Origin of the sequence: Streptomyces sp. NL15-2K (assembly GCF_030551255.1) — a bacterium.
Classification (GTDB): domain Bacteria; phylum Actinomycetota; class Actinomycetes; order Streptomycetales; family Streptomycetaceae; genus Streptomyces.
This window is the reverse complement of record NZ_CP130630.1, coordinates 2258065-2279783: the sequence shown is the minus strand read 5'-3', so window position 1 is coordinate 2279783 and position 21719 is coordinate 2258065. Positions and strand designations below refer to the sequence as shown.

General features: G+C 69.4%; 18 protein-coding genes and 2 pseudogenes. 9 read left to right on the top strand and 11 right to left on the bottom strand.

The annotated features are described in order from the left end of the window. Positions 1-358: 358 nt before the first annotated feature. Both Q4V64_RS09720 and Q4V64_RS09715 read left to right on the top strand, forming a co-directional pair. Positions 359-2836, top strand: a complete 2478-nt coding sequence (locus tag Q4V64_RS09720) for a YfhO family protein (protein ID WP_172629489.1) — start codon at positions 359-361, stop codon at positions 2834-2836. 42 nt (positions 2837-2878) lie between these two features. Next, positions 2879-3403, top strand: coding sequence for an AAA family ATPase (locus Q4V64_RS09715; protein ID WP_124443709.1), 525 nt, complete (start codon positions 2879-2881; stop codon positions 3401-3403). A 505-nt stretch (positions 3404-3908) separates the two neighbouring features. On the opposite strand, the gene Q4V64_RS54885 is transcribed toward Q4V64_RS09715, so the two are convergent. The 4 genes and pseudogenes from Q4V64_RS54885 to Q4V64_RS54880 form a co-directional block, all read right to left on the bottom strand. Continuing rightward, complete coding sequence (locus Q4V64_RS54885; protein ID WP_253267294.1) at positions 3909-4247, bottom strand: helix-turn-helix domain-containing protein; 339 nt, start codon at positions 4245-4247, stop codon at positions 3909-3911. 300 nt (positions 4248-4547) lie between these two features. Beyond that, positions 4548-5795, bottom strand: coding sequence for an ROK family transcriptional regulator (locus Q4V64_RS09710; protein ID WP_124443710.1), 1248 nt, complete (start codon positions 5793-5795; stop codon positions 4548-4550). A gap of 520 nt (positions 5796-6315) precedes the next feature. Continuing rightward, positions 6316-7899 carry an RICIN domain-containing protein gene (locus Q4V64_RS09705; RefSeq protein WP_172629477.1) on the bottom strand — a complete coding sequence of 528 codons (1584 nt, stop codon included), beginning with the start codon at positions 7897-7899 and terminating at the stop codon, positions 6316-6318. A gap of 699 nt (positions 7900-8598) precedes the next feature. Further along, positions 8599-8826: pseudogene (locus Q4V64_RS54880) on the bottom strand (DNA-binding response regulator); the annotation flags it as partial. A 7-nt stretch (positions 8827-8833) separates the two neighbouring features. Here Q4V64_RS54880 and Q4V64_RS09695 point away from each other — a divergent pair. Then, a pseudogene (locus tag Q4V64_RS09695) lies at positions 8834-9039 on the top strand (IS110 family transposase); the annotation flags it as partial. A gap of 99 nt (positions 9040-9138) precedes the next feature. On the opposite strand, the gene Q4V64_RS09690 reads toward Q4V64_RS09695, so the two are convergent. After that, positions 9139-9663, bottom strand: a complete 525-nt coding sequence (locus Q4V64_RS09690) for a hypothetical protein (RefSeq protein WP_124443904.1) — start codon at positions 9661-9663, stop codon at positions 9139-9141. A 136-nt stretch (positions 9664-9799) separates the two neighbouring features. Between Q4V64_RS09690 and argC the strand changes: the two genes are divergently transcribed. Genes argC through Q4V64_RS09665 form a run of 5 tightly spaced genes read left to right on the top strand, consistent with a single transcriptional unit; the run spans position 9800 to position 14624 of the window. Then, the gene (gene argC / locus Q4V64_RS09685; RefSeq protein WP_124443712.1) at positions 9800-10828 is read left to right on the top strand and encodes an N-acetyl-gamma-glutamyl-phosphate reductase; all 1029 of its coding nucleotides are present in this window, start codon (positions 9800-9802) and stop codon (positions 10826-10828) included. After that, the gene (gene argJ / locus Q4V64_RS09680; protein ID WP_124443713.1) at positions 10825-11976 is read left to right on the top strand and encodes a bifunctional glutamate N-acetyltransferase/amino-acid acetyltransferase ArgJ; all 1152 of its coding nucleotides are present in this window, start codon (positions 10825-10827) and stop codon (positions 11974-11976) included. Before argC ends, argJ begins: the two co-directional genes overlap by 4 nt. After that, the gene (argB, locus tag Q4V64_RS09675; RefSeq protein WP_124443714.1) at positions 11973-12881 is read left to right on the top strand and encodes an acetylglutamate kinase; all 909 of its coding nucleotides are present in this window, start codon (positions 11973-11975) and stop codon (positions 12879-12881) included. Before argJ ends, argB begins: the two co-directional genes overlap by 4 nt. Beyond that, a complete protein-coding gene (locus Q4V64_RS09670; RefSeq protein WP_124443715.1) occupies positions 12878-14065 on the top strand; it encodes an acetylornithine transaminase in 1188 nt (395 codons plus the stop codon). The genes argB and Q4V64_RS09670 overlap by 4 nt, the downstream gene beginning before the upstream one ends. Before the next feature lie 19 nt (positions 14066-14084). Beyond that, entirely contained in the window at positions 14085-14624 is a 540-nt protein-coding gene (locus Q4V64_RS09665) for an arginine repressor (RefSeq protein ID WP_124443716.1), read from the top strand. A 106-nt stretch (positions 14625-14730) separates the two neighbouring features. Here Q4V64_RS09665 and Q4V64_RS09660 read toward each other — a convergent pair whose 3' ends face one another. The 6 genes from Q4V64_RS09660 to Q4V64_RS09635 form a co-directional block, all read right to left on the bottom strand. Next, positions 14731-15531, bottom strand: a complete 801-nt coding sequence (locus tag Q4V64_RS09660; protein ID WP_253267290.1) for an FAD:protein FMN transferase — start codon at positions 15529-15531, stop codon at positions 14731-14733. Further along, positions 15524-16315 (bottom strand): FMN-binding protein, encoded by a 792-nt coding sequence (locus Q4V64_RS09655; protein ID WP_172629478.1) that lies wholly within the window; start codon positions 16313-16315, stop codon positions 15524-15526. The genes Q4V64_RS09660 and Q4V64_RS09655 overlap by 8 nt, the downstream gene beginning before the upstream one ends. A gap of 28 nt (positions 16316-16343) precedes the next feature. Then, on the bottom strand, positions 16344-17726 hold the full coding sequence (locus tag Q4V64_RS09650; protein WP_172629479.1) for a ferredoxin reductase family protein: 1383 nt from the start codon (positions 17724-17726) through the stop codon (positions 16344-16346). A gap of 112 nt (positions 17727-17838) precedes the next feature. Continuing rightward, complete coding sequence (locus tag Q4V64_RS09645; protein ID WP_124443718.1) at positions 17839-18534, bottom strand: L,D-transpeptidase family protein; 696 nt, start codon at positions 18532-18534, stop codon at positions 17839-17841. A 3-nt stretch (positions 18535-18537) separates the two neighbouring features. After that, positions 18538-19125: a pyridoxamine 5'-phosphate oxidase family protein gene (locus Q4V64_RS09640; protein ID WP_124443719.1), complete on the bottom strand. Its 588-nt coding sequence runs from the start codon at positions 19123-19125 to the stop codon at positions 18538-18540. A 158-nt stretch (positions 19126-19283) separates the two neighbouring features. After that, positions 19284-20246, bottom strand: a complete 963-nt coding sequence (locus Q4V64_RS09635) for a hypothetical protein (protein WP_124443720.1) — start codon at positions 20244-20246, stop codon at positions 19284-19286. Positions 20247-20452: 206 nt separating this feature from the next. On the opposite strand from Q4V64_RS09635, the gene Q4V64_RS09630 reads away from it, so the two are divergent. Continuing rightward, positions 20453-21646 carry an argininosuccinate synthase gene (locus tag Q4V64_RS09630; protein ID WP_124443721.1) on the top strand — a complete coding sequence of 398 codons (1194 nt, stop codon included), beginning with the start codon at positions 20453-20455 and terminating at the stop codon, positions 21644-21646. The last annotated feature ends 73 nt before the right edge of the window (positions 21647-21719 follow it).

The following is a 21719-nucleotide window of genomic DNA, read 5'->3' as shown; positions in this document are numbered from 1 at the left end:
TATTCGGAATTCACTTCATCTATTTCCGGTGGCGGCACAACCAATCGGAATCAGGGCCCGTCTAAGTCGGCGAATCGACGCCGCGCGCGGGGGTGACCTCCCCGGATGAGACGCCGTGCGTCCCGAATGCTCTGGGGGGCCTGCCGAGTATGGACTGCTCGACCCTGCACATAGCCGTATTCCGAAGCGGCATCGCTCACTGGAACGCACGGTGACGACCGACCAGGGACTGCGGCCCCCCGTACCCGCGCCGGACCTGCCCGCCGATCCGCCGTCCGGCCCCGCGCACGACCGCTCCCGGCGCTTACGCCTGCCGCGCCCGGCCGGACCCAGGCAGGCCGCCGCCCTGCTCGCGGCGCTGGTCACGGTCATCGCGTTCTGCGCCGCAGACGTCGTCGCCCGCAGCTTCCCCTTCGGTCCCCGCACCCGGAGCGTCAACGACCTGGGCAACCAGTACGTGCCGTTCCACGCACACCTGTGGGATCTGCTGCACGGAAAGGCCGACGGCGGTCTCCTCGTCAATTGGCAGTCCGGATTCGGCGCGAGTTTCCTCCCCGATCTCGGTACGTACCTCACCAGCCCGTTCGCTCTGCTCGTGGCGGTGTTTCCGCGGGACGAGATCGACCTCGCGGTGTATGTGATCACCGTGCTGAAGGTCGCGTGCGCCGGCGCCGCCATGGCCTGGCTGCTGCTGAGCCTGCGGCCCGGCCGCTGGTGGGCGGCGGGACTGCTGGGCGCGTCCTACGCCCTGTGCGGCTGGACCGTGGCGAGCGCCGTCTACAACGTGATGTGGCTCGACGGCCTCATCGCCCTGCCGCTGCTGTGCCTGGTCGGCGAATGGATGCTGACCGGACGGCGCCCCGTCCTCGGGGTGTTGGTCGTGGCGGCGGTCTGGATCGCCAACTTCTACACGGCGTACATGGCCACCCTCGCCGCCGGTCTCGTCCTGCTCCTGCGGCTGTGGGTCTCCGGACTCCCGCGGCGCCAGAAGCTCGGCGCGGCGGGCCGGGCCGGCCTGACCGTCGCACTCGGCATCGGCCTGGCCGCACCGCTGGTGGCGGTGGTGTACTTCGGCACCACCCACGCCTCCCCCGGCAGATTCAGGGGCTTCACGCCGGTGGCGACGGAGGACCTGCTGGCCCGCCTGCTGCCGACGACGTACAGCTTCGGTTCCCCGGCCCTCTACGTGGGCACCACGGCGCTGCTGCTCGCCCTCGCCCTGCCCTTCCACCGGGCAGCGCCCCGGCAGGTGCGCACCGGGTGGACCCTGCTGGTGGTCGGGGTGACGCTGTCGATGCAGTGGGGCCCGACCCAACTGCTCTGGCACGCCTTCGCCGCACCGCAGGGCAGTTCGTACCGCCAGGCCTTCGTGCTGTGCGCGCTGCTGGTGATCGCGGCCTGGCACTCGCTCTCGTACGGCCCGCCCGACCGGCGCGCGCTGTGCGCGGCGGGCGCGCTGCTGGCACTCATCGCCGCCCTCGCGAGCCGGAGCGACCTGGTGCGCTCCTTCGCGTGGCCGGTGCTGCTCCTGGCCGCCGTGGGCGCGCTGGCCGGACTGGCCCTGCTGCGCCGCACTGACGGTGAACGTCCCCTCAGCAACGGGCGCCGCAGCGCGCCGGCCGTGCTCGCCGTGGTGCTGCTCCTCGGTACGCAACTCGGGGAGGCCACCGCCACCTCCGCCGTGGCCACCCGGATGCGGCTCGGGCACATGGACGACTACGCGCCCTGGGGGGACCGGCGGCAGCAGCAGGCGGAGGCGATCGCACAGGCCGACGGCTGGCCCCGGTACCGTACCGACCCCGGCCGGGAGCAGACCGTCGGCAACGACCCGCTGCTGGTGGGTGGCCAGGGAGCCCAGTACTACAGCAGCCACACCTCCGACCTGCTCTTCCGCATGCTCACCGCCCTCGGGGGCGGCTGGACCTCGGGCGGCCGCAGTCTGCAGAGCCTGGACAACGCCGTCACGGACGTGATCTTCTCCGTCGGCGCGCGCGTGCACTCCCCGCCGGACCCGCATCAGAACTGGTTCCCGCAGGACGGCAGCCGAGTGACCGTGTCCCGGCAGGCCGTACCACCCCTGGTCACGGTACGACCGTCCGGCGCCTCCGCGCGCACGAACGTTTCTGCCTTCGGGTCCTCGCCGTACCGCAACCAGGAACTGCTGCTGGGCACCCGTGTCTACACCGTGCCCCGCCTCACGGTGCGGACCGGCGCCGGCGGGCGGACGGTCACGGCCCAGTGCCCGGCGGACAGCGAGGTGTACCTGTGGGCGCCGCACTTCGCGGGCACCGCACGGCTCACCGGCGCCTCCGCACGCGGCCTGACCGGGCGGTTCAGGTCCGACCCGGTCAGCAAGATCGCCGCCATGCAGCGGCTCGGCACGGTTCCGGCGTCCGGGCGCCTGCGCATCGAACTGTCCCGCAACGGGACAGGCCCCGTCCCGGACGGCGCGGTCGGCTGCCTGGACACCGCACGGCTGCGCACCGCCGTCGGGCGGCTCAAGGCCACCGGCGCCACCGAGGTGACCGTCTCCGGCGGCACGATCCGGGCGGAACTCCCCGCCGGCAGCACGGGGACCGCCGTCGTCGCGGCCCCCCGGATCGCCGGTTGGCGCTGTGCCGCGGGCGACGCCACCGCCGTACCCGCGGGACAGCACCTCGGACTGATCGCCGTGCCCCTCGACGGCTCCTCGACCAGCGTCACCTGCACGTTCCACCCGCCCGGTCTGCGGCTGGGCACGGCTGCCGGGGGCGTCTCCCTCCTGGCCCTGATCCTGCTGGGCACCCTCACCGCCGTCCGCCGACGGCGCCGATTCCATGCCCGTTCTGTGACGTGATCGGCACAGGCCCGCGGCACGCACACCGCTAGCGTCGGACCCATGATCGTATGGCTCAACGGCACCCACGGCGCAGGCAAGACGACGACCAGCGCACTCGTGCAGCCACTCCTCCCGGATTCAAGGATCTTCGACGCCGAGAAAGTCGGCGAGACACTCATGGACATCTCGCCGGGGCTGCCCGAGACGGACAACTTCCAGCACTGGCCGCCGTGGCGGCCGCTCGTCGTCGAGACCGCCCGCCGCGTACTCGACTACGCCGGCGGCACTCTGGTGATGCCCATGACTGTCCTGGTCGAGCAGTACTGGCGCGAGATCAGCACGGGCCTCGCCCACCATGGCATTCCGGTACGGCACTTCGTCCTCCACGCCGACCAGGACACCCTCCGCGGACGCATCGCGAGTGACACCGTTCTCGGCCCCAACTCCCCATTCCGTCTCAAGTATCTCGAGCCCTACGCCGAGGCGGCCCGCACGTGGCTGCACCACGAGGCCGAGGTCGTCGACACGACGCACCTCACGCCCGCCCAGGCCGCTCTGCAGATCGCGGAGGCCGTCAAGGGCTGAGGCCTGATCCGCCCGCCACGCGTTACCCGGCATGAGGGGAGGTGGGCGGCGTGCCCGACAGCCAGCCGCGTCCGAGTGCGGAGTTCGGCCCGCGCGGGATCAGCCTGGTGTGAAGCGGGTCTCCGTGTGACTGTGCAGCCGATCTGGCGGCTGAGCATCTGACCTGGCGGGTCTGATCAGCTCAGATGGCGGGCAGGGTGGCGGCCCCGTCTCTCTACTGTGCGGTGCGATCTTGCTGCGCCGTACACCATCGACCCAGCGGCCGTGGAGAGCTTGGATACAGGACCCGGATGGCCGCGGCGGTGGACGGCACAGTGGAAAACCGAGAAAGCGGACGTGATCTGCGCGAACGTCACCGAGATCGCCCGGGAACCGGGGGTGAGCCCCGAAGGGCTTCGCGGCTGGGTGAAGCAGGCGGAGATCGACCGGGGCGAGGGGCCCGCGGGCGCGCTGACAGGCGATGAGTGCGACGAACTTCGGTGCCTGCGCCGCGAGTCGGCCGAGGTCAAGAAGGCGAACGAGGTCTTGGCAAGAGCCGCGGCCTTCTTCGGGAAGGAGCTCGTGAACGACCGGATCCGGCGCTGCGGCGAGACCGATGTCCGCGTCCGGGAGGCGGAAACCGAAGCCCTCCGGTGTACCGCGGCGCGAGTGCCCAGGTCTCCCCCGTGTGCTGGACGAAGCCGTGGTCGGCGAGGCGTTGCAGGGTCCGGTGGGTGGTGGCGCGGGAGACCGAGGAGGGACCGACGAGCTCGCTGACCGTCTGATGCCGGTGTGCGTGCAGAGCGCTGATGATCACGAGGGCGGCGCTGCCGAGGTCGTGACGGGCGAAGGCGTCGGGGCCCATCAGATGGCCGAGGACGTTGGAGTCGATGTCGGCCGTCGTGGCCGTCTCAGGGGTGGGCCACTCCTCGAGTGCCGGGTCGGGGGGAATTGAGTGGTCCAAAACCGAGACAGCACAGCAGGGGCACCAGGGCTGGGAGCTTTGCCGTGGTCGAGATACCAGGTCGAGCCCTCCCGGCCGTGGCCGACCCGAGGCCGGCGCAACCAGCCTCCCGGCCTGGCGCGGGGAGCGCGGACGGACCGCGCTGCGCGTGTTGTGTCGTTACATCACTGACCTGTGCACACACCCCGTCACGTATGCAGGTCAGGAGCTGTGCGCGCGCCGTTCAACAGACGCGGCACCCAGCTCGAGAAGGCGCTCCAACGCCGTCGGCGACGAGTGCACGCTCGCGAGTACGAGCGCGATAGCCCCCCATGCGCCGGCGTCGGCGCCTGCCGGGAGCAGCGACGGTACGACCTTTGGCGCACCCCGGGGAGCGAGGGTGTGACGCGCCAGGTCCTCGCGCAGCGGCTCGAGCAGGACGTCACCGGCCGATGCCGTCTGGCCGCCCACGACGACCAGCTCGGGGTTGAGCAGGTTGCAGACGCTTGCCAGTTCGCGACCGACGACACCGCCCACGTCCCTCAGGACATTGCGCACCGCACGGTTGCCTGCGGCGGAGGCGGCCACGATGTCGGAGAGCTTCGCCGAGTCGCCGAGCACGTCGCGCAGACGCCGGCCCACGGCAGATCCGCCCGCCTTCAGCACCAAACATCCTCGATTGCCGCAGCGGCACGCGGGGCCCTCGATATCGATCGAGACATGCCCGAACTCGCCGGCTCCTCCGTCGGCGCCGCGGTGCAACTGGCCGGCGATCACTATGCCGATGGCGAGACCGCTCGAGATGTGCACGTAAATAAGGTTCTCGACGTCGCGGGCGTCGCCCCAGCGGCATTCTGCGAGGGTCTCGAGCCGGACGTTGTTCTCGACCAGGACGGGGACTCCGAGCCGGTTCGACATCACATCGAGCGCGTTCACGCCATGCCAGGGCTGATCGTCGAGCGCGCCATGCACGACGCCTTCGGACGGATCGATCTGGCCGGGCAGGCCGAACCCGACAGCGAGCAGCCGACCACGATGGCCGCCGGCCCGCTCGAGCGCCTCGTCGAGCGCTTCCGTCGCGAGTTCAGCACGACGCTCTCCGTCGTCCGTCGGTGCGAGCTCGCGCTGTGCGGTACCGAGCTCGCCGCCGGCCAGATCATGAACGCGCGCTGCGACGCCATCGAGCGTCAGGTTGACCCCACCGGCCCACGCCGCCGTCGGAGTGAGCATCAGATGTCCGCCGGCGCGACCGTCGACCTCCGGTCCGCGATTGTCGTCGAGCGACTCGACCAGCACGCCGCCCTCGATCAGCTCTCTGGTGATCGTGGTGACCGTGGTACGCGAGAGTTCGACGCGACGAGCGATCTCGGCGCGGTGCAGCGGACCGGCTTCGGCGACTGTGCGAAGAACGGCGGCCGCGTTGGACAGGCGCAGCGTGCGGAGCGAGCCCCCGGGCGAGTACGACGTCATGGTCGCAAGTATCTCGCGCGCCCGACCGACTCGGTCGCACCATGGGCTGGACCCGGATCCGGTTCGGGCTGAGCCCTAAGTGTTCTGTCCCGAGACAGCGACAGTCGGTCGGCCACGCAGGGAATGCCGAGCACGTCCAGCGCGTCGGTGATCCACTCTGCCGTCGCCGTGAACGATGTCGGCCGGTGATCGCCGCCGTGATCGCGCTGGGCAACGGCGAGGTCGGTGAATGCAGTACTCCGATGGGTTCGCGCGGGCCGGGTGGCCATGCGAGGAGGCGTCGAGTTACGCCGTGGGGCCGGATTGGGGAAGTGTGTCAGGGGTGTTGACATACTTGTAGTCAGGCGACCGAGTTCGCCGGCCCATTCGCCGTCATGGACTGCGAGTCGACGCGTGCCCGGTGAAGTGCCGATCGTCCAGTCGTCCGAGGGCGTGACAGAGGGTTCCGACGCGATGACGTGCCCACCGGAGCGGAAAGCATCCGGTGGGCACGTCATGGGCTCGATTCGGCCCTACCTTGTTATCTGACGAACACGAGGTTCCAGCTTTGGTCGAGGTTGCCGTTGGCCAGCTGTTGCACCGCGAGCGCACCTTCGGATGTTGATCCGTCCTTGATGCCGAGCACCTTGGAGCTGTATCGGTTGACCAGCTTGTAGGCGCCATTCGCCGACGTCACCAGTTGCCACTCGTGGTCGGCTGTTCCGTTGTCCGACCACTGCAGGGCTTGCGCGCCGTCAGCGGTCGACATGCCGCTGATGCCGAGCACCTTGCCGGAGTTCACGTTCGTGAGCTCGTAGTTGCCATTGCTCAGCTGGGTGAATGTCCACTCGTGGTCGGCTGTTCCGTTGTCCGACCACTGCAGCGCCTGGGCGCCGTCGGTCTTCAACATATTGCTGATGCCGAGCACCTTGCCGCTCTTGGCGTTCTGGATCTTGTAGACGTGTCCGCTCTGGATCGGGGTTCCGCTGCCCGCGGAGAAGGTGATGTTGCTGGTGTAGCTCCCGATCGCGAATCGTCCGGCGGCGGCATTCGTCACCACGGCTCCATTGACCGTCAGGTTCTCGAAGGCCACGTTCTGGGTCATCCGGGTCGCGTCGTAGCCATAGATGTTGTTGTCGTACTGCAGGTTGCCGTTGTACGAGAAGTTCTTGACGGTGACGCCGTTGATTCCGCGACCGACCGACAAGCCGTATCCCGGATTCTTGTAGGTGATCACGTCCAGGAACTTGCCGACGAGCACGTCCTCCCACCGGATGTCCGTGAGCAGGACGTCCGTCACGAGGTTCGAATCGCTCGCGGTGAGAGAAATCGGTGAGACAGCGGACAGCGGGTTGTGCGTCAGGATGTCCACGTTGGAAATCGTGATCCCGCTGATCGTGTCGGGGGCGTCCGGATTGCCGTGTGTGCCCACGTTGACCGGATGCGCTTTGCCCGGCATGAGGATCGAGTTGGTCACATTGAAGACGTTCGTGCTTCCGAAATACCCAAAGCCGTCACCGCTACGCGAGCCGTAGATCGCGATGCTGTCGTCACCGGTGCGGATGTAGGAGTCGTTGACGTTGATGTTGTTCGACGCCATCGCGTCCACTCCATCGCTCCACTTCCTGTACGCCAGGAGCTTGATGTTGTTGAGGGACACGTTGTTCGAGGATCCGAGGCTGACCCCGTAACCACCGTTGTTCAGGTTGCCGTAACCGTTGACGATGATGCCGTCGACGGTCACGTTCGTCGAGCGATCGATCGAGACCCCCTCGCCGTCGGGGCGGTAGAGGATGCCGCGCCCCCTGATCGTCACGTCGGAGACGTTGTTCGCGATGACGCCGCCCCTGATCACGGCTCCGCCGGCGATGTACAGCGTCTTGCCGCTCGGGACGGTGATGTCGCCGGTGTCGTAGAACCCGGGGCCGTAGTAGACGACGTTCGGATCCGACGCGCTGGGCACGTTGGTCTCCAGCGGGTTGGCGAAGATCATCAGGTCCTGATCGACGTTGTCGTTCACATCAACGACGAGCTTCATCGGCCCCGAGATCGTGAAGGTCGCGGTATTGCCGCTGATCGCCGGTGTGATGCCTTTGGCCGAGGGCTTGACCTTCACCGTCGACACGGCCCCCAGGTTGTGGGTGACGGACAGTTCGACGGGACCGTTGGTGTCGAAGTTGACGAACGAGGCCCACGACGCCCTTGAGGGCCCTCCGACCCGAGTTTGATACTCGTCCAGGTCGATCCAGGTTCCGCCGGGTGTGCGCACCTTGACTGTGAAGTCGGTGCTCAGGGGGTGCCCCGCAGGCGCCGGGTAGGTCGTCAACGTCGTGGCGGCGTGAGCGGGTACCGCGAACATGAGTGACATGAACATCGCTGTCATAAGACACGAGATGAGAGCGGCGAGCCTGCCTCCGCGATGCAAGGACATCTGTACCTCTAATCTGCTACGTAATCCAAGGGCGGATGTGTTCACAGAATGTTTACGTTGGCGGCTCAAAGTAGATCTATGGCAAGAAGTGTGTCAACGGTCCTAACGCATCTAATGCCGTGTCAGGTGACGTCACTTTGTCGCGATATGACGCGATGCTTGTCCTGTTCTGTGCGACGTGTTGCCGTCAGGCTGGTGCGGGTGGCGGCACGAGTACGTGCCCGTGAGACCGACGATGCCGAAGGCAGGCGGCACATCCGAGGCCGCTCCCAGCCCGACTCCGTGCCGCTTGGCCTGATCCGTCGCGGGCGGCGCAGGCTGGATACGGTCGGCATCACGGACCCTGGTGCGTGCCCCTGCTCTGCTGCCTGCTGCACGCCGAGGCTGCCGACCCAGGATGTCCTTCTCCCGCGGCGAGAGGCCCACGAGTTCGGAAGGTACGGCCGGGGTCTGACAAGGTTCCGTGCGCAGCGAGAGCATCAGCCGGGCCGTGGTCGCGGGGTCGAGCATCGACTGGCCCGAGGCCACGGTGCGGACGGCCGAGACGAGGCCGGATCCCTTGATCTGCTTGAGGACGTAGCCGGATGCCCCGGCCATGATCGCGTCGAGGAGGGCCTCCTCGACGTACATGCGCCGACCACACCGCTACCACCGCCGACTCCTGCGCGTGTTCTACCTCTCCGCCCAGATCGCCGCCCGCTTCTGCCCCACCTCAAAGACTTCTACGACCGCAAACGAGCCGAGGGAAAGAGCCACAAGCAGGCAGTCCTCGCCCTCGCGCGCCGACGCCTCGACGTCCTGTGGGCCCTTATACGTGATCAGCGAAACCTTTGAGCCGCAGCCACCTCAGCGCGGTCTCGCCGTGAGTTGATCCCTGTTGATCCGAGACGGCGCGTGCTGCCCGCTGCATGCTGCCTGCTGCCCCAATGCGTCTCAGTTCCTGATGAGAGGTTCGTAGGGGTGCCCCTCCGGCGTGAAGATGAGAACGAAGTTCTCTCCCACCCCAACGGCTGCCTCCCGCAAGCGGGCCAGGACGTCTGCCTGGTCCGGAAGGTCGAGGTCAAGGGCTGCGGCGGCCCGTTCCCTTCGGGCCACGAGATCCGGCATGTCCTCCAGGTACTCGGCCGCGAGCTCGCGACTTTCCTCCTCCGTGAACGCTTGGCAGTCGCGCCACCACGGGGCGACCAGCAGCAGCTGCAGGAGCTCGGGCAGGCCGATCGCAACCAGCGCCGCACTTCCTTCGGAGTCGGCATAGAGGATTGGACGTTCCTCGCCGCCTTCACCGCAGAAGAAGTACGTGCCCCCAGCGCCGTCGCCGGCGAAACCCTCGAGCGCGGCGCACGAGGCGAGGTGGACCTCCTCGACATGGTCGCCGCGGTCCAGGTCGAAGTCGCCCGGCCAGGCGAGAAACCGGGCAGCCTCGTCCTGTTCGCGGACGGCAGTGATCAACGAATCCATGAGCCGCACCCTACGGCTCGCTGGTTGACAAGCATCATTGGGAATCAGTCGCACCGGCGACGCCCTCTGTCCACCCCAGGATTGCATAAACGTGCAGCGATACGTATAGTCATGCCATTCGAGTAGGAGGATGGACATGGTGGTACGCGCGGCGGTGGCCGGAGCGAGCGGATACGCGGGCGGAGAGCTCCTCCGTCTGCTCCTGACGCACCCCGAGGTCGAGATCGGCGCCCTCACCGGCAACTCCAACGCGGGGCAGAAGCTCGGCGCGCTGCAACCGCACCTGCTGCCGCTGGCCGACCGCGTGCTCCAGGAGACCAGTGCCGAGGTCCTCGCCGGACACGAGGTCGTCTTCCTCGCGCTGCCGCACGGGCAGTCCGCCGCCGTCGCCGAGCAGCTCGGCCCGGACGTGCTCGTCGTCGACATGGGCGCCGACTTCCGGCTGCAGGACGCGGCCGACTGGGAGCGGTTCTACGGCTCCCCGCACGCCGGCACCTGGCCGTACGGCCTCCCCGAACTGCCGGACGGCCGCGCCGCGCTGGAGGGGTCCCAGCGCATCGCGGTGCCCGGTTGCTACCCGACCGCCGTCTCGCTCGCCCTCTTCCCGGCGTACGCGGCGGGCCTGGCCCAGCCCGAGGCCGTGATCGTCGCCGCGTCCGGCACGTCCGGCGCGGGCAAGACGCCCAAGCCGAACCTGCTGGGCAGCGAGGTCATGGGCTCCATGTCGCCGTACGGCGTCGGCGGCGTCCACCGGCACACGCCCGAGATGATCCAGAACCTCAGCGGGGCGGCGGGGGAGCGGGTCTCCGTGTCGTTCACGCCGACCCTCGCGCCGATGCCCCGCGGCATCCTCGCCACGTGCAGCGCTTCCGCGAAGGACGGCGTCACCGCCGAGTCCGTCCGCGCCGCCTACGAGAAGGCCTTCGCCGACGAGCCCTTCGTCCACCTCCTCCCCGAGGGGCAGTGGCCCGCCACGGCGTCCGTCTACGGTTCCAACGCCGTTCAGGTGCAGGTCGCGTACGACGCCGCAGCGCACCGCATCATCGCGATCAGCGCCATCGACAACCTGACCAAGGGCACCGCGGGCGGTGCCGTCCAGAGCATGAACATCGCCCTCGGCCTCCCCGAGGAGCTCGGTCTTTCCACGATCGGAGTCGCACCGTGAGCGTCACGGCAGCACAGGGATTCTCGGCGGCCGGAGTCGCCGCCGGAATCAAGGAGAACGGCAACCCGGACCTGGCCCTCGTGGTCAACAACGGGCCCCGCCGCGCCGCCGCGGGCGTCTTCACCTCCAACCGCGTCAAGGCCGCGCCGGTGCTCTGGTCCGAGCAGGTGCTGAGGGGCGGTCAGGTCTCCGCCGTCATCCTCAACTCCGGCGGCGCCAACGCCTGTACGGGCCCCAAGGGCTTCCAGGACACCCACGCGACCGCCGAGAAGGTGGCGGACGTGCTCGGGCACAACGCGGCCGAGGTCGCCGTCGCCTCCACCGGCCTCATCGGCCTCCTGCTCCCGATGGACAAGCTGCTCCCGGGGGTCGAGACGGCGGCGCTGGCCCTGAGTGAGCACGGCGGTGAGAAGGCCGCCATCGCCATCAAGACCACCGACAGCGTCCACAAGACGTCCGTCGTGACGAAGGACGGCTGGACCGTCGGCGGCATGGCCAAGGGCGCGGGCATGCTCGCGCCGGGCCTGGCCACCATGCTGGTCGTCCTCACCACCGACGCCGACCTCGAAGCCGACGTCCTGGACAAGGCGCTGCGCGCCGCCACCAAGGTCACCTTCGACCGCGTCGACTCCGACGGCTGCATGTCCACCAACGACACCGTGCTCCTGCTCGCCTCCGGCGCCTCCGGAGTCACCCCGGAGCACGGGGAGTTCGCCGAGGCCGTGCGGGAGGTCTGCGGCGACCTCGGGCAGCAGCTGATCCGGGACGCCGAGGGCGCCAGCAAGGACATCAAGGTCGAGGTGATCAACGCCGCGACCGAGGACGACGCCGTCGAGGTGGGCCGCTCCATCGCCCGCAACAACCTCCTCAAGTGCGCCATCCACGGTGAGGACCCCAACTGGGGCCGCGTGCTTTCCGCGATCGGCACGACGAGCGCCGCCTTCGAGCCGGACCGGCTGAACGTCGCCATCAACGGCGTCTGGGTGTGCAAGAACGGCGGCGTCGGCGAGGACCGCGAGAAGGTCGACATGCGCTACCGCGAGGTGCACATCGTCGCCGACCTCGCCGCCGGATCCCAGACCGCCACCATCTGGACCAACGACCTCACCGCCGACTACGTCCACGAGAACAGCGCGTACGCCTCATGAGCACTACTCGAAAGCACACCGCGCTCCCCAAGGCCCAGATCCTCATCGAGGCGCTGCCCTGGCTGGTCCGGCACAACGGCAAGACCGTCGTCATCAAGTTCGGCGGCAACGCCATGATCGACGAGGAGCTGAAGGCCGCGTTCGCGCAGGACGTGGTGTTCCTGCACCACGCCGGCCTCAAGCCCGTCGTCGTGCACGGCGGAGGCCCGCAGATCAGCGCCGCCCTCGACCGGCACGGCATCGTCAGCGAGTTCAAGGCGGGGCTCAGGGTCACCACCGAGGACGCCATGGACGTCGTACGGATGGTGCTGGCCGGACAAGTGCAGCGCGAGCTGGTCGGACTGCTCAACCAGCACGGCCCGCTCGCCGTCGGCCTCACCGGCGAGGACGCGCACACCATCACCGCCACCAAGCACCAGCCCGAGATCGACGGCGAGTTGGTCGACATCGGGCGGGTGGGCGAGATCACCGAGATCGACACGGGCGCGATCGACGCCCTGCTCGCCGACGGCCGTATCCCGGTCGTCTCGTCGATCGCCCGAAGCCAGGACGACGGACATGTCTACAACGTCAATGCTGATACGGCGGCTGCGGCACTCGCTGCTGCTCTGGGCGCCGAAACCCTCATGGTCCTCACGGACGTCGAGGGCCTCTACGAGGACTGGCCGAACAGCGACGAGGTGATCAGCCGCCTCACCGCTTCCCAACTGGAGAAGCTGCTGCCGGACCTGTCGTCCGGCATGGTGCCGAAGATGGAGGGCTGCCTGCACGCCGTGCGGGGCGGCGTCACCACCGCCCGCGTCATCGACGGCCGGGTCCAGCACTCGATCCTGCTGGAGATCTTCACCGACGAGGGCATCGGCACGATGGTCGTGCCCGACGAGCAAGAGGGGGATGCCGTATGACCGCCAACGAAGAGCTGACGCAGCGGTGGCAGGGCGCGCTCATGAACAACTACGGCACCCCGCGGCTGCCCCTCGTGCGGGGTGAGGGCGGCAGGGTCTGGGACGCCGACGGCAAGGAGTACGTCGACTTCGTCGGCGGCATCGCGGTCAACGCGCTCGGCCACGCCCACCCCGCGATCGTCGAGGCCGTCAGCAAGCAGATCGCCTCCCTCGGCCACGTCTCCAACCTCTTCATCGCCGAGCCGCCCGTCGCGCTCGCCGAGCGGCTGCTGGAGCTCTTCGGCCGCGACGGCAAGGTGTTCTTCTGCAACTCGGGCGCCGAGGCGAACGAGGGCGCCTTCAAGATCGGCCGGCTGACCGGGCGGACGCACATGGTCGCGACCGAGGGCGGCTTCCACGGCCGCACGATGGGCGCCCTCGCGCTGACCGGCCAGCCCGGCAAGCAGGAGCCGTTCCTGCCGCTGCCCGGTGACGTCACGCACGTTCCGTACGGCGACGCGCAGGCGCTGGCCGCCGCGGTCACCGAGGACACGGCGCTCGTCATCATCGAGCCGGTCCAGGGCGAGAACGGGGCCGTGGTGCCCCCGGTCGGCTACCTGAAGGCGGCCCGGGCGATCACCGCCGCCACCGGTGCGCTGCTGGTCCTGGACGAGGTGCAGACCGGCATCGGCCGGACCGGGCACTGGTTCGAGTACCAGGCCCACGAGGGCGTCCTGCCGGACGTCGTCACGCTCGCCAAGGGCCTCGGCGGCGGGCTCCCGCTGGGCGCCACCATCGCCTTCGGACGGGCCGCCGAGCTGCTCCAGCCGGGCCAGCACGGTACGACCTTCGGCGGCAACCCGATCGCCTGCGCGGCCGGACTCGCCGTCGTCGACACCATCGCCGCCGAGGGCCTGCTGGAGAACGTGAAGCGGCAGGGCGAGAAGCTGCGCGAGGGAATCGAGTCTCTCGGTCACCCGTTGATCGATTATGTCCGGGGCGCCGGCCTGCTCCTGGGTATCGTGCTCACCGAGCCGCTCGCGCCGAAGGCGCAGCAGGCGGCTCAGGACGCCGGGTTCCTGGTGAACGCGCCCGCCCCCGAGGTCGTACGGCTGATGCCGCCGCTGAACCTCGGTGACGAGGAAGTGGACGCGCTTCTTCAGGCGCTGCCCGGCATCCTGGACGTGGCCAAGGGGGAAGGATGATCCGGGGAATGAGACGACGATGAGCCAGGCGCAGGAGCACGAGCAGACCGCGGGGCCTGCCGTACCGCAGACCCGCACCGCGCGGCACCGCCGGATCGTGGACATCCTCAATCGGCAGCCGGTGAGGTCGCAGAGCCAGTTGGCGAAGCTGCTCGCCGACGACGGGTTGAGCGTCACACAGGCGACGCTCTCCCGGGATCTGGACGAGCTGAACGCGGTGAAGATCCGTAACACCGACGGCGACCTGATCTATGCGGTGCCCAGTGAGGGGGGTTTCCGGACCCCTCGGGCACCGTTGGGGGGGTCGGCGAAGGAGGAGCGGATGCGGCGGTTGTCCGCGGAGCTGCTGATCTCTGCGGAGGCTTCTGCCAACCTCGTCGTTCTGCGCACCCCGCCGGGTGCGGCTCAGTTTCTTGCCTCGGCGATTGATCAGGCTGAGCTGCACGACATTTTGGGGACCATCGCTGGTGACGACACGTTGTTGTTGATCAGTCGGGATCCGGTTGGGGGGCAGGCGTTGGCGGATCACTTGTTGAGGCTGGCTCAGAACGGGCACTGAGGGGGATGGTGACTGCCGTACGCCGACTGCGGATTGTGGGTGGCTGGTCGCGCCCACGCGGCGGAGCCGCAAATCGATACAGCCCCGCGCCCCTAAGTACCTCTACTCACCCCAGTCGAGATGCCAGGCCTCCTGTGCACCTCACCTCATCGCCCGCCGTGATCAACAGCGCCTCCACGTCCGGCAGCGACTCCAGCCAGCGCAAGCCCTCCCGCGACCCCATCGCGAAAGCTGCCGTCGCCCAGCAGTCCGCCCAGGTCAGTTGAGGGGCCACCACCGTCACCGCCACGAGGTCGGTGACCGCCGAGCGGCCCGTGCGGGGGTCGACGATGTGCGTGCCCCGCTCGGCCGTACCGGACGTGGCGACGGCCAGTTCGGCCGCGCCCGCCGCTGAGATCACCGCCGCCAGTCCGCCCGGGCGCAACGGGTCCGACACCCCCACCCGCCACGGCCGCTGCGCCCCGGGTACGCCCAGCAGTTGCACGTCCCCGCCGCCGTTGACGCTCACCCCGCTCGCCCCGGCATCCGCCAGCAGCCGGGCCGCCCGTTCGGTGGCCCAGCCCTTGACGATGCCGGTCGGGTCGAGGCGGCCCTCGTAGCGCATGCTGAACCAGCCGTCGCTCGCCCGCTCCGCCTCGGCGCCCAGTTCGAGCGCCTCGGCGACCAGCGGATCGCACTCCTCGACGGTCAGTTCACCGCGGGCCAGCCGGGAGATCTGGCTGTGCTCGCGGTAGGTGCTGAACACCTCGTCGACCCGGTGCAGGTCGGCGACCGCCTCCCGCAGGGCCGCCCGTATCGCGTCGGGATCCCCGCCGCGGACGTCGAAGGAGAAGACCGTCCCCATGACCTCCTCCGCATGACGTACCGCGGCGGGAGCTTGTGCCGAATCGGCCACTGTGTCAGCCACCGGCCTGGTCCAGGGCAGCCTGCAGCGACTCCTTGTACGCGGTGCTGGTGTAGGTGGCCCCGGAGACCGAGTCGATGTCCGCGCTGCCGGCCGCCACGGCCGCCTGGTTCAGCTGGGGTATGGAGAGGGCGGTCTTCTGGTCGCTCTCCCCGCCCTTGGGCGCCTGGACGGCCTCCGCCTTGGTGATCTTCCCGCCGCTGACCGTGATACGGACCTGGACCGGGCCGTACTGGGTCTGGGAGACGGAGCCGGTGACGGTACGGGCGGCCTGGGCGTTGCCCGAGCCCGAGCCCGAGCCCGAGCCCGATCCCTGGTCCTGGGACGCGCCCGACCCGGCCGCGGCCTTCGCCTTGTCCACGGCCGACTGCAGGGACTGCTTGTAGCCGGCGCTGGTGTACGTGGCTCCGGACACCGCGTCGATCTCCGCGCCCTGCGCGGCGACCGCCGCCTGGTTGAGCTTGGGTACGGCGTCGGCGGTGATCTGGTCGCTCTTCCCGCCCTTGGGCGCCTGTACCGTCTCGGCCTTGGTGATCTTGCCGCCCGCGACGGTCAGCCGGACCTGGACGGCGCCGTACTGCGTCTGGGCCGCGTCCCCGGTGACCGAGCCGGACCCGGCGGGCTGGGCGCCGCCCTGCACCGACTCCTGCGCCGGGGGCTGGGGCGCCGCGCCACCCGCCGCCGACGCCGGGTCTGACGACGGCTTCAGCGACAGCAGCAGCACGACGCCGGAGACGGTGGCGGCGGTCGCGAGCACGACACGTCGGATGGGGTGACTCTTCCTCATCGCTTCAACAGCTCCTGAATCCCGTCGCTCACATCTCGAACGACTCGTGATGGATGCGGCGGGCGGGCACGCCCGCGCCGCGCAGTGCTTCGTACACGGACTGTGCGAAGCCGGGCGGCCCGCACAGGAAGACGTCGTGCTTGTCGATGTCGGGGAGCTTCTGCCGCAGCCGCTCCGCCGAGATGTCCGGGCGCGCCCCGTCCGGGCTGTTGACCGCGTACATCAGCCGGGCACCGCGCTCGTCGGCGATGGCGGCCAACTCGTCCCACAGAGCCAGGTCCTGGGTGCTGTTGGCCCGGTAGAGCAGAGTGATGTCGCCGGACGCGCCGGGCAGCGTCTCGAACAGGGCCCGCATGGGGGTGATGCCGACGCCGCCCGCGACCAGCAGCACCTTGCCGCGGCTGCGGCGGGCCGCGGTCAGCGCGCCGTACGGGCCCTCGGCCCACACCTTGGTGCCGGGCGTCAGCTCGCGCAGCCGTTCGCTGTGGTCGCCGATCGCCTTCACCGTGATCCGCAGCATGTCCGGGCGCGGTGCCGCCGACAGCGAGTACGGGTGGGAGCTGAACCGCATCCCCGGCGCCAGGAACCGCCAGCGGAAGAACTGGCCCGCCTCCGCGCCCATCCGGTGCAGCTTCTTCCCGCCGATCAGCACCGACACGATGCCCGGCGTCTCCTCGATGACCGCCTCGACACGCATCCGGTGCCGCAGGTTCAGCCGGATCGGGGTGAGGATCCGGTACCAGATCACCAGGGCCGTCACCGAGCCGTACAGCCCGTACCAGACGGTCTTCGCGGCCGGCTCGACGGCGAAGTCGTTGCCGGAGGTCAGCTGGTGCCAGAAGGTCAGGAATACCGCCGCGTACGTCAGCAGGTGCACGTGGTACCAGGTGTCGTACGGAATCCTGCGGCGGACCGGGCCGATCGAGAGCAGGCCGATGAAGAACAGCAGGCCGGTGCCGATGGCGGCCTTGCCCATGTCCGGCAGCGTGTTGATGGAGTCGATGGTCTGCTGGACGATGTCGCCGAGGCTCTTGCCGGCCTGGAGGGCGTAGCCCCACATGATCAGGAAGACGTGGGCGATGGTCAGACAGAGCGTGTAGCGGCCGCTCATCGCGTGCCAGCGTGCCACCCGGTCGGAGCCCACCCGGCGTTCAAGCGCGGGCACCCGGGCCATCTGGAGCACCACGAGGGCCATGAGGTAGCCGGCGAGCAGACCGGTGATCCGGCCCGCGTTGAGAATCTTGCCGTTGTTGTCGCTGATGGACGGGGTGTTGGCCCACCACAGCCACAGCACTCCGGCCGCGCCGGCCCAGACGGCGATCAGCAGGATGGTCGCAGGGGAGCGGCGCGGGCGGATGCGGCGCATCGTCTGGCGGCGGGCGGCGCGGCCGCCTGCGAGCGTGGTGGTCACGGTTCCTCCGGGAACGGGAGCAAGGGGGGTGGCGTGGTCCCTTGGCCCAGAGATACGTGTGGGGAGGCTGGTGTGTTCAGCCGTACGAACTCGGTACGCGTCTCGTACGCGTTCAGTACCGGGTGATCGCCGTCGGCCCGCCCGCCGTCCCGATCGCGAGGTGCGGATCGCGGCCCGGCTCGGCCCACTTCAGGATCCGCCGCATGGCGTCCGCCGACACCGACACGCAACCGGCCGTCGCCCCGCGCCCGTTGACGTGCAGGAAGATGCCGGCACCGCGACTTCGCACGGGACGCCGGTAGTTGAAGCCGATGACGAGCGCGTACGCGTACTGCTTGCCGTAGGAGATCAGGTGCTCGGCGTGGGCGGCCCGGCAGTCGGCGGCGCGGGGTTCGGTCCAGCGGTTGTAGGACCGCGAGGCCTTGTCCTGGCACCACCAGGAGTTCTTGCGCACGGGCCGGTACTCGTACGCCGTCCCGCGCGGCGCCGGCTTGATGCCGAAGGCGTACGGCAGGTCGTACAGCCCGGTCGGAGTCGTGTTCGTGCCCTGCTTCCGCGAGTCCCCCTCGGCGAGCCCCTTCGCCCCGAAGCGGGCGGCGGCCGAACCGGCCTTCACCCACCGCCCGTCCCGCCGGTCCCACCACGTCACCGTGCCGGAGGTCGAGCCGGCCTTCGCGGCCACCGCGGTGATCAGCTGCCGGCCGCCGCCCGTGTCCGCCATCCGCGCGGGCAGCGGGGCGTCGGCGGGCGCGGCACCGAGCACGAGCGGGGACGCGGACACCAAGGCGGCGACGACAGCGGGGCGCATGGCTCAGACCGTAGACGGCGGAAGCGGCAACGGCAGCCCGGGTAGGCCATCCAGGCTGGTGGCGATGTGATCCTTCTTGGTGAAGTACTCGCTGAGCGAGTCGTCGTCCTCGCGCGCGAAACGCTGGGAGTGCAGCTCGCGTTCCCTGTCGAACGACATGAAGGGCACCGCGAAACCGCAGGAGTCACGGACGAGTTCGGCCCGGACGACGATGATCGCGCGCAGCCCGTGCGGTGTCGGGTCGATGTCCGGGAAGTGGCCGAGCAGTTCCGGGAAGCGCGGGTCGTCCCGGAAGACCGGCTCGCCGCGGCCGTGCACGCGGACGATGTTCGGCGGGCCCTGGAAGGCGCACCACATGAGGGTGATCCGGCCGTTCTCCCGCAGGTGCGCGATCGTCTCCGCGGTGGATCCGGCGAAGTCGAGGTAGGCGACGGTGAGCTCGTCGAGGATCACGAAGGAGCCCTTGAGGCCCTTGGGGGAGAGGTTCACCGTGCCGTCCCCGGAGAGGGGAGCCGTCGCGGTGAAGAAGAGAGGCTGCGCCTCGATGAACGTGCGGAGCCGGCCGTCTATGCGCTCGTAAGTCTTTCCCATGTCTAACGATTATGGGGGCAAGTCTTTCGGATGTCTAAGGAATTTCGACATCCGCCGATGACATCCGCCGGCGACATCCGCTTTCGGCGTCCCCTCCGGTGAGACGTCCGTGGCCGCCCCGGCCGGCGCTGATACGGGGCGGCCACAGGCCTGTCACGTCACTTGGTGAGCGTGCAGGCGGCCAGGGAGTCCAGGCCCTGGGGCTTCTCGGCGGTGCGGCCGATGGCGGTGGCGATGCGGTTCACGGTGGCGATCCGCTTGTCCTCCAGCGGGCCGAGGATGGCGTTCTGGACGAAGTTGGGTCCGCCCTGGCCGACCGTCTCGACGAGCCGCTTGTTGGCCTCGCCGACCTGGGTGTCGAGGAGGGTCAGGTTGCGGTCCACCTCGGCCTGGGCGGAGGCCGGGATCGCGGGCAGCTGCGAGGCGACGTCGGGGCAGCTGATCGTGCCGGCGCCGGCGTTCTCGGCTCCGCCCGCACCCGCCTCTTCGCCCGCACCGGCCTCGGCGCCCGCACCGGCTTCCTCGCCCGCACCTGCCTCTTCGCCCGCACCGGCTTCCTCGCCGGCTCCCGCTCCCGCTTCCTCACCGGCGCCGGCGCCGGCCTCCGCGCCCGCGCCGGCCTCCCCTCCGGCGCCCGCCTCACCGCCTGCCTGCTCGCCCGTGTCGGCGGCCCCGTCGGCGTTGAGCGTGCAGGCGGCGAAGGCTTCGAGGCCCTCGGGCTTCTCGGCGGCGCGGCCGATGGCCGTCTCGATGCGGTTGAGGGCGGCGATCCGCTTGTCCTCCAGGGGACCGAGGATGGCGTTCTGGACGAAGTTGGGTCCGCCCTGGCCGACCGTGTCGACGAGGCGCTGGTTGGCCTCCTCGATCTGGGTGTTCAGCTGGGCGAGGTTGCGGTCCACCTCGGCCTGGGCGGACGCGGGGATGTCCGGCAGCTGGGAGGTGACGTCCGGGCACGAGATGGTGCCGGGGCCCGCCAGCGTCCGGGCGTTCGTGCCGCTGCTCTTGGAGTCCTCCCCGGCGAGGGCGAAGCCGGCGATCGCCGTACCGGACAGCACCACCGCGGCGGCGCCGCCGATCAACGCGACGCGACGCTTGTTGTACTTCGGAAGAGCCCTGGACATGCGGATGCCTCACTCGGGTTGTGTTGTCTCGTCGTTGACAAACGCGGCGCCTGCGTTCGGCGAGAGATACGGGAAAGCGGTTTCTCGCGTTCAACGGCTCCTCGGATTTCCTCCCGGCTCCGCTTCCGGCCGAAGCCGACATTGACGAGTCATGCGGAGTACTGCATAATCATGCATGTCAGCGAACGCACTGTGAGGAGAAACCCGTGACCGAGCGCGTCGTACTCGCCTACTCGGGCGGACTGGACACCTCCGTCGCCATCGGCTGGATCGCCGAGGAGACGGGCGCCGAGGTCATCGCCGTCGCGGTCGACGTCGGTCAGGGCGGCGAGGACCTGGACGTCATCCGCAAGCGCGCCCTCGCGTGCGGCGCCGTCGAGGCCGAGGTCGCGGACGCCAAGGACGAGTTCGCCGACGAGTACTGCCTCCCGGCGATCAAGGCCAACGCCCTCTACATGGACCGCTACCCGCTGGTGTCCGCCCTCTCCCGGCCGACGATCGTCAAGCACCTCGTCGCCGCCGCCAAGAAGCACGGCGCCACGACCGTCGCCCACGGCTGCACCGGCAAGGGCAACGACCAGGTCCGCTTCGAGGCCGGCATCGTCGCTCTCGCCCCCGACCTGAAGTGCATCGCCCCGGTCCGCGACTACGCGATGACCCGCGACAAGGCCATCGCGTTCTGCGAGGACAAGAACCTCCCGATCGCGACCAGCAAGAAGTCCCCGTACTCCATCGACCAGAACGTCTTCGGGCGCGCCGTCGAGACCGGCTTCCTCGAGGACATCTGGAACGCCCCGATCGAGGACATCTACGAGTACACCCAGAACCCGGCCGTCCCGCGCGAGGCCGACGAGGTGATCATCACCTTCAAGGAGGGCGTCCCGGTCGCCATCGACGGCAAGCCCGTCACCGTCCTCCAGGCCATCCAGCAGCTCAACGAGCGCGCCGGCGCCCAGGGCATCGGCCGGATCGACATGGTCGAGGACCGCCTCGTCGGCATCAAGTCCCGCGAGGTCTACGAGGCTCCGGGCGCCATCGCCCTCATCACCGCCCACCAGGAGCTGGAGAACGTCACCGTCGAGCGCGAACTGGCCCGCTACAAGCGGCAGGTCGAGCAGCGCTGGGGCGAACTGGTCTACGACGGCCAGTGGTTCTCCCCGCTCAAGCGCGCTCTGGAGGGCTTCATCAACGAGGCCAACCAGCACGTCTCCGGCGACATCCGGATGACCCTGCACGGCGGCCGCGCGGTCGTCACCGGCCGGCGCTCCGAGGCGTCGCTGTACGACTTCAACCTGGCGACGTACGACACGGGCGACACCTTCGACCAGGCCGCGGCCAAGGGCTTCATCGACATCTACAGCCTGTCGTCGAAGATCGCGGCGAAGCGGGACCTCGCGTAACCGATAGCGTGAATGCCGCCTCCCTGCCCGTACGCGGCGGGGAGGCGGTGGCACATCCAGACCTCCTGAGGAG